Origin of the sequence: Mesorhizobium sp. M0938 (assembly GCF_040319125.1) — a bacterium.
GTDB lineage: Bacteria > Pseudomonadota > Alphaproteobacteria > Rhizobiales > Rhizobiaceae > Mesorhizobium > Mesorhizobium robiniae.
In genome coordinates, this window is record NZ_JAMYNS010000045.1 from 1 (window position 1) to 7,640 (window position 7,640).

A 7,640-nucleotide genomic window follows, 5' to 3' on the forward strand; every position below is an offset into this window, starting at 1 on the left:
CCCTCTCCGCCCAGCCGCCTGGGTTCCCTGCTGACATGCGCTCGGGGCCCTCGTGCGCCCCCCCCCCCCCCCCACCCCCCCCCCCCTCCGCCCCCCGGCGGGGCCCCCCCCCCCCCCCCCCCCCCCCGAGCCGGAAAACTCTCTTCCCCTCTTTAGCTTACGCCTGCAAATGCACCTTGCACTGATAGATCCGGCGGACAGCCAACCGGCTTGTCGCCGACCGCCCGGCCTTCATCGATACCGCGCATGAAATCGGCCGGGCATCCTTGCGGACACCCGGCCGTAAACCTTTTCAGAAGAAGAGTGCGGCTTACTTCTTGACCGCCGCCGCGACTTCCGCTGCGAAATCGGTCTCTTCCTTTTCGATGCCCTCGCCGAGCGCGAAGCGCAGATAGGCAGTGATCTTGGCCGGTGCGCCGATTTCCTTCTCAGCATCCGTCAGCGCCTTCTCGACGGTGATGTCGGGATTGAGCACGAAGGCCTGCTTGAGCAGCACGACCTCTTCGTAGAACTTGCGCAGACGGCCCTCGACCATCTTGTCGATGATCGCTTCCGGTTTGCCGGACTGGCGCGCCTGGTCGGCGAAGATCGCCTTCTCGCGCTCGACCGCGGCCGGATCGAGCTGCTCGGTCGTCAGGGCCATCGGGTTGGTGGCAGCGACATGCATGGCGACCTGACGGGCAAAGGCGTTGGCGGCTTGCGCGTTCCCCGACGTCTCTATGGCGACCAGCACGCCGAGCTTGCCAAGGCCGTCGGCGACCGCATTGTGAACGTAGGTTGCAACAGCGCCATGCTCGACCGTGAGCTTGGCCGAACGGCGGAAGCCAAGATTCTCGCCGATCGTGCCGACAGCGTCCTTGATGGTCTCAGTGACCGACTTGCCCGAACCCGGATACGGTGCAGCTGCAACGGCCTCGGTCTTGCCGCCATAGGCGAGTGCGACCTTGGCTACGTTGGCGACGATCTCCTGGAATGCGGCATTGCGGGCAACGAAGTCCGTCTCGGAATTGACCTCGACGACCGCCGCCTCGCGGATACCGGCATCGACGCCGATGAGACCCTCGGCCGCGGTACGGCCGGCCTTCTTGTCGGCCTTGGAGATGCCCTTCTTGCGCAGCCAGTCGACGGCCTCTTCCATGTTGCCGTTGGTCTCGTTCAACGCCGCCTTGCAGTCCATCATGCCCGCGCCGGTCAAGTCGCGGAGTTCTTTGACCTGTGCAGCCGAAATGCTCATTGTCGCCTCTTTGTTTTAAAATGCACCGACGCACCACCGGTCTTCGATGGTGCGCCTGGCGCCAGCGCTCAGCGCGCCAAAATATGAAAAAGGTGAAGGCCGAAACCGGCCTTCGCTGTTACGCTTCCGGTGTCTGTTCGGCCGATGTCTGGGCAGCCGATGCCTCTGCCGCAGGGGTCGGCTCGAGCGCCGGCTCGACCGGAGCCTCGGCCAAAGCGCCGACGTCGACGCCAAGCGCGCCTTGCTGGCGAGCGATGCCGTCGATCGCAGCCTTGGCGATCAGATCGCAATAAAGCTGGATGGCGCGCGCCGCGTCGTCATTGCCGGGGATCGGGAAATCGATCTTGTCCGGATCGCAGTTGGAATCGATGATGGCGACCACCGGGATGCCGAGACGCTTGGCCTCGAGAATGGCGATCGCTTCCTTGTTGGTGTCGATCACGAACATCAGGTCGGGCGTCGAGCCCATGTCCTTGATGCCGCCCAGCGCCTTATCAAGCTTCTCGCGCTCGCGATCGAGATTGAGGCGCTCTTTCTTGGTGAGCCCCTGGGCCTCGCCGGCCAGCATCTCGTCGAGCTTGCGTAGGCGCTGGATGGAGTTCGAGATCGTCTTCCAGTTGGTCATCATGCCGCCGAGCCAGCGGGAATTGACATAATACTGGGCCGAGCGCTGCGCGGCGTCGGCGACGATGTCGGACGCCTGGCGCTTGGTGCCGACGAACAGCACGCGGCCACCCTTGGCGACCGTGTCGGAAACCTGCTTCAGCGCCTGATGCAGCAGCGGCACCGTCTGCGAGAGGTCGATGATGTGGATGTTGTTGCGGGCGCCATAGATATAGGGCGCCATCTTCGGGTTCCAGCGGTGGGTCTGGTGGCCGAAGTGAATGCCAGCTTCCAAAAGCTGACGCATGCTGAAATCAGGCAGAGCCATTCTTTAGTTCCTTTTCCGGTTAGCCTCCACGGACACAGGCATTTCTGGACTTTGTCCTCGAACGCCACCGGAGGTTTCAGCCGGATTTCTCCCGGCAGACACCAAAGTCCGTGTGTGGAATGAGCGGGCATATAGAGGGGATGCGCGACAAACGCAAGCGGTGCGGTGTGTTGCGGCTCAGCGTGCGGCGATCAGCGCACCCGGGCTATGGTCGTATCTTCCCCTTCGGCACGCGGACACGCCGGAAAACAGCAACGATCTCCTCGCGGCTGCATTCGATGGCGCCTAACCGCACCGCCCGGTCGCGCTCGAAGCCAGTTATGTCATAATGCGGCGCCGATGTCTTCGGCGGTCCCTGATAGGACGAGCGCTTGACGCCGAGTTGTGCTGCAAAACGGTGCAGCTCGTCGGTGTCGTCGGCCAGCAGGTGACACCAGCGGTGGCCGACCCATTTCCAGATCGCCGCGTCGACATAGACCGCCATGAGGCTTGCCGCACTCCTTCATCTTGCGCCCCAGCGGAGCCAACTCACATGGACCCAAGATCCGATGTTAGCGATGATAGAAGGGATTCGGATAGAAAATGAAGCCGCCAGCGGCTTCGAGTTCGGTCACGGTCCTGGTGACGGCCTCCTGCATGCGGCTGTGCAACTCCTCAAGTGCATCTTCGATCGAGCCGGGATAGGCGTGCAACCCCAACGGCTCCGGCACCCGGATATGAGCGCAGCGCGGCCCGGCCGGTTGCGGCACGAAGCGGTTGATCGTGTCGCGCAGCGTGCCCTTGCAATGGTCGTTGCGAATGCGCTTCAGATGTTCCGCGATCTCCTCCTGCGTGATGCGCGGATTGGCTGAGGCCCACGGTCCGACGCGTTGGAGACGCTGGATCGTGTCCGCCAGCACCCGGACCTGTTTTTGTCGCTCTGCATCGCCGGTGTCTTCCCGCAGCCAGCGGCGCGACCTGCGCAAAAGCTCGGAGATCTCGTTGGCGCCGGGATCGACCGAAATACCCTCCGCCAGGCGCCGGCTCAATTCGAGCAGCAGTTGCTTCTGACGCGCGGCATACGAAGCCCGTTCGTCGGGCTCCATTTCACAGGCAATCTCATCGCGTGACAGCAGGGCCGCATAGATATGGTGGACGCGCTCCGGCAGCGTATCGGCGGCACGGCGTTCGATCTTCAGGCTTTTCTCGACATAGGCACATTCCCGCGCCAGCGCCGGCTCGACGTTTTTGGTGAAGGCGAGCTTCCAGACAACTGGCGCTACCCAAACCTTGGAATCCCGATCCGCGGCGCGACCGCGCTTGAGCGCTTCGAACCCCATTTCGACCGCCCCCGGTAGCAGCGGACCGACGATGTTGGCATGCCAGCCGACGCCGCCTTCGGGATGCAAGAGCACACCCTGTCCTTTGAGCGCCCAGGCGATCGAGTGTTCCTTGGCGGCCCCGCTGTTGCCGGGAATCTGGGCGATCAGGTTATTGGCCAGCCAGAATTTCTGCATGAACCGGCCGAGGCCGTTGACGACGCCATGCGTGGCCCAGGATGCCGCGAGCGGACTGACCTGCGAGACAATCTCCTTGTCGATCATCCAATCGGTAAAGAATTCCGGATGGTTGGGCGTGATGAACGTTGCCTTGCCTGCACCGCAACAGGCCTTCAGCCGCTGTCGGTCGTCGTCGGGAAAGTCGATGTGGCGGACATTGGCCACGCCGCGCAATCCGGCCAGGCGGTTGAACGGCAACAGATCGCGAAACCCGGGAATACCGTGCAGCATGACAAGCCGGTTGACGACAGTCATGATCTTGATCAGCGCGGGATTGGGCTTCGGCGCTACGAACACATCGATCCTGCTCAACCCCACCCCCGATCGCCCCGTCGGCGTAGAAGGCTGCAAGGCAATTGCGGCGTGTTCAAGTCATGCGCAGCCGCCTTGCGGCCTGAAGCCCTATTTCGGCGGACAGGCTTTCGGCTGATCGAACAACGACAGATTGACCAGCTTGCCGGTCATCGAGAATTCATTGTAGTCCATGACCAGGTCGCGCGTGATGCCATTCTCATGCAGCTTGAAGCTGATCCGGTATTCCGGCACCTCCTCGCCTGACTTGTCGGTGCCGTCGAAATAGGCGATGTCGACAGGCCAATATTTGTCGGTGGCGAGCTTTGCCAGCGCGGGCGCTTCAGGATCAGCCTTGTCGGCATCGGCTTTCTTGCCAACGACGACGGTGGTGGTCATCACCTTGTCCGCATCTTCCGAGCCGTCGAACAGGTTGGTTTCGTAGAAATTTTCGCCCTTCTCGGCCTTGTCGATCAGTTCGACCAGATGCTGGGTCGGAAACTGGGTAGCAGCGAGCTCCAGGCTGTTCTTCTCCGGCTTGTCGATGTCGACCTTGAGGCCCTTTGTCTCCTTCGTCGCTGTGCCCTTGACCTCTTTGTCGAGGTTCTGGTCGACGAAGGATTTTGTCACGAACGAGAACGTCTTGCCTTCGGCGTCCTCGAAAGTGGTCGTCTGCTGGTCGGTCAGCTTTGTTGTATTGTCGTTGGTGGCGATCTGGGTGACGAAGCGGAACTTCACCGTATAGCCTTCGCAAGGCGAGCCGTTGAACTCATAGACCATGCGGCCGGAAATGCCGGTAATGCCCGAACGGTCTGAGGCTTTGTCCAGGCTCAGGTCATAGACCGCGCGATGCGCCTGCAGCGCCGGTACGGCAAAAGCCGGCGTCATCGAGAACACCGCTGGCAGCAGGACTGCATGGAATGCGAGGCGTGTTGCGCGCATGAGGTGCTCCGATCGTCGCGCCTGATGGCAGGCCGCAGGGAAAGATAGTCCAGCTTAAAAAAAGTCGTGGCGGAAGCGAGGCAAAAATAGCAATTTCGGCCCGGCCGGCGCGGCGTCATCAAGCAATAGGGAAATACCATGAGCGAAACAATCGAAAAGCGGCTAGGCGACCTCGGCGTCACGCTTCCGGTAGCCGCCGCACCCGCCGCCAACTACGTGCCCTATTCAAGGTCAGGCGATCTGCTGTTCACCGCCGGGCAGCTGCCACTCAAGGATGGCAAGCTGCAGGCGAGCGGACTGCTCGGCCGCGAGGTTGACACGCCAACTGGCAAGGACGCGGCAAAATATTGCGCGATCAACATATTGGCGCAGGCAAAGGCAGCACTTGGCGACCTCGAGAAAATCCGCCGCCTTGTGAAGATCACCGTCTTCGTTGCCTCGGCACCGGAGTTTGTCGAACAGCACCTGGTTGCCAACGGCGCCTCGGATTTTCTGGTTGCAGTGCTCGGCGATCGCGGCAAACATGCGCGCTCCGCCGTCGGTGCCGCCTCGCTGCCGCTTAATGCCGCAGTGGAAATCGAAGCCATCTTCGAAGTCGAATGAGCCAGATATGACCGATCTTTCCTGGCTGACCGCCCGACCCGTCGCCCATCGCGGCCTGCACGACATGAACAAGACGCGGTGGGAGAACACGCTTTCCGCCTTTGCCGCAGCAGCCGAGCGCGGCTATGCGATCGAATGCGACGTGCATCTGTCGTCCGACCGCATCCCGGTCGTCATTCACGATGGCGACCTGAAGCGGCTGACCGGCCAGGACGGTTTTGTCTGGCAGCGTACGGCGGCTGAGATGACGGCACTCAAGGTCGGCGGCACATCAGACCATCTGCCGACGCTGCAACAGGCGCTCGACCTGGTCGACGGCCGCGTGCCGCTGGTCGTCGAGCTGAAAGGGGTTCCCGGTCACGACGAAGGCCTGGTGGAAAGCGTCGGCAAGATGCTCAAGCGCTACAAGGGCAAGGCGGCGATCATGTCGTTCGACCACTGGCTGATCCGCGATTTCCCGAAACTTGCGCCTGGCATTCCGGGCGGGCTGACCGCCTATGGCAAGGACGTCAAACTGATCGAGGCGCATTTCGCCATGCTGGCACACGACATTGCCTTCACCTCGTATGCCGCCGGCGACCTGCCCAACCGGTTCGTTTCGTTCGTGCGCGAAAAGCTCAAAATGCCTGTCATCACCTGGACCGTGCTCGACCAGCCGGCGGTCGACTTGACCTTCAGATACGCCGACCAGATGACGTTCGAGGGATTCGAGCCCGATCTTGTGCAGGTCGCTTGAGCCGGGCTTGCATGGACCGGGACGGAGCTTAAATAAGCCCCATGGATCAAGGCGATGAAGGCGACGGGCAAACGGCGAATGGAGAGTATACGATCCGCGTCGCCGCCGGCATCGGTGCCTTCACTTGCGCGGAATGGGACGGCCTCGGCGGCACCGCACGCGGCGATGCAGAAAACGGTTACAATCCTCTCGTTTCATACGCTTTTCTGAGCGCACTCGAAGATTCCGGCTGCGCCGTGCGGCGCACCGGCTGGCAGGGTCATCATCTCAGGCTGGAGACAGCCATGGGAAAACTGCTCGGCGCCGTTCCCTGCTACCTGAAATCGCATAGCCAGGGTGAATATGTTTTCGATCACGGCTGGTCGGACGCGTTCGAGCGCGCCGGCGGTCGCTACTATCCAAAGCTGCAATGCGCCGTGCCGTTCACGCCGGTCACCGGCCCTCGCCTGCTGGTCAACAAAGACGAGGACAGTCGCGCCGTGAAGGCCAGCTTGGCAGCAGGCCTGAAGGCGGTGACGGAAAAGCTCGGCGTGTCTTCCGCGCACGTCACCTTCGCGCAGGAGAAAGATGTCGAGGCGCTGGAAGCGGCGGGCTTCCTGCACCGCGCCGACCAGCAGTTCCACTTCTTCAATGAAGGCTTTTCGACCTACGATGATTTTCTCGCCACCCTGGCATCGCGCAAGCGCAAAGCGATGAAGAAGGAGCGGCGCGAGGCGCTCGCTCATGGCATCTCGATCGACTGGCTGACCGGCAAAGATCTGAACGAAAGGGTCTGGGACGACTTCTTTGCTTTCTACATGGATACCGGCAGCAGGAAATGGGGGCGGCCCTATCTCAGCCGCGAGTTCTTCTCGATGATCGGCGAGCGCATGGCCGACGACATCCTGCTGGTGATGGCCAAGCGAAATGGACGCTACATTGCCGGCGCTATCAATTTCATCGGTTCCGACGCGCTCTACGGCCGCAACTGGGGCTGTATCGAAGACCATCCTTTCCTGCATTTCGAGGTCTGCTATCATCAGGCGATCGACTTCGCGATCGACCGTAAGCTGAAAGTGGTCGAAGCGGGCGCGCAAGGCGAGCACAAGCTGGCGCGCGGGTACAGGCCGGTGACCATGCATTCGGCGCATTACATCGCGCATCCCGGCTTGCGCAATGCGGTCGCCGACTATCTCAGACGCGAGCGGCGCGAAGTGGAGCGGATGGGCGACTATCTCGAAGAGCACACCCCGTTCCGCAAGGATCTGGCGGACGATTAGAGAAAAAAGAAGGGAAAATTAAAAACCAAAAACAAAAAAAAAAAAAAAAAAAAAAAAAAAAAAAAAAAAAAAAAAAAAAAAATTAAAAAAAGAAAAGAAAAAAAAA

Annotated in this window: 8 protein-coding genes; 3 read left to right on the forward strand and 5 right to left on the reverse strand. The window is 61.2% G+C overall.

The features are described from left to right. Window positions 1-310: 310 nt before the first annotated feature. From tsf to NKH73_RS32385, 5 genes are all read right to left on the reverse strand, one after another. Complete coding sequence (gene tsf / locus NKH73_RS32365; RefSeq protein ID WP_352939553.1) at window positions 311-1,234, reverse strand: translation elongation factor Ts; 924 nt, start codon at window positions 1,232-1,234, stop codon at window positions 311-313. A gap of 118 nt (window positions 1,235-1,352) precedes the next feature. Next, on the reverse strand, window positions 1,353-2,165 hold the full coding sequence (gene rpsB / locus NKH73_RS32370; RefSeq protein ID WP_352939556.1) for a 30S ribosomal protein S2: 813 nt from the start codon (window positions 2,163-2,165) through the stop codon (window positions 1,353-1,355). A 205-nt stretch (window positions 2,166-2,370) separates the two neighbouring features. After that, entirely contained in the window at window positions 2,371-2,649 is a 279-nt protein-coding gene (locus NKH73_RS32375; RefSeq protein WP_029352779.1) for a DUF4031 domain-containing protein, read from the reverse strand. Between the two features lie 67 nt (window positions 2,650-2,716). Beyond that, a complete protein-coding gene (locus NKH73_RS32380) occupies window positions 2,717-4,015 on the reverse strand; it encodes a lysophospholipid acyltransferase family protein (protein ID WP_352939559.1) in 1,299 nt (432 codons plus the stop codon). 90 nt (window positions 4,016-4,105) lie between these two features. Next, window positions 4,106-4,936 carry a cell envelope integrity EipB family protein gene (locus NKH73_RS32385; protein ID WP_352939561.1) on the reverse strand — a complete coding sequence of 277 codons (831 nt, stop codon included), beginning with the start codon at window positions 4,934-4,936 and terminating at the stop codon, window positions 4,106-4,108. A 138-nt stretch (window positions 4,937-5,074) separates the two neighbouring features. Between NKH73_RS32385 and NKH73_RS32390 the strand changes: the two genes are divergently transcribed. The 3 genes from NKH73_RS32390 to NKH73_RS32400 are packed head-to-tail and all read left to right on the forward strand — an operon-like array spanning window position 5,075 to window position 7,534. Further along, window positions 5,075-5,539: a RidA family protein gene (locus tag NKH73_RS32390; protein ID WP_352939564.1), complete on the forward strand. Its 465-nt coding sequence runs from the start codon at window positions 5,075-5,077 to the stop codon at window positions 5,537-5,539. A 7-nt stretch (window positions 5,540-5,546) separates the two neighbouring features. Then, window positions 5,547-6,275 (forward strand): glycerophosphodiester phosphodiesterase, encoded by a 729-nt coding sequence (locus tag NKH73_RS32395; RefSeq protein ID WP_352939566.1) that lies wholly within the window; start codon window positions 5,547-5,549, stop codon window positions 6,273-6,275. Window positions 6,276-6,316: 41 nt separating this feature from the next. Beyond that, window positions 6,317-7,534, forward strand: coding sequence for a GNAT family N-acetyltransferase (locus NKH73_RS32400; RefSeq protein ID WP_352939568.1), 1,218 nt, complete (start codon window positions 6,317-6,319; stop codon window positions 7,532-7,534). Window positions 7,535-7,640 lie beyond the last annotated feature (106 nt).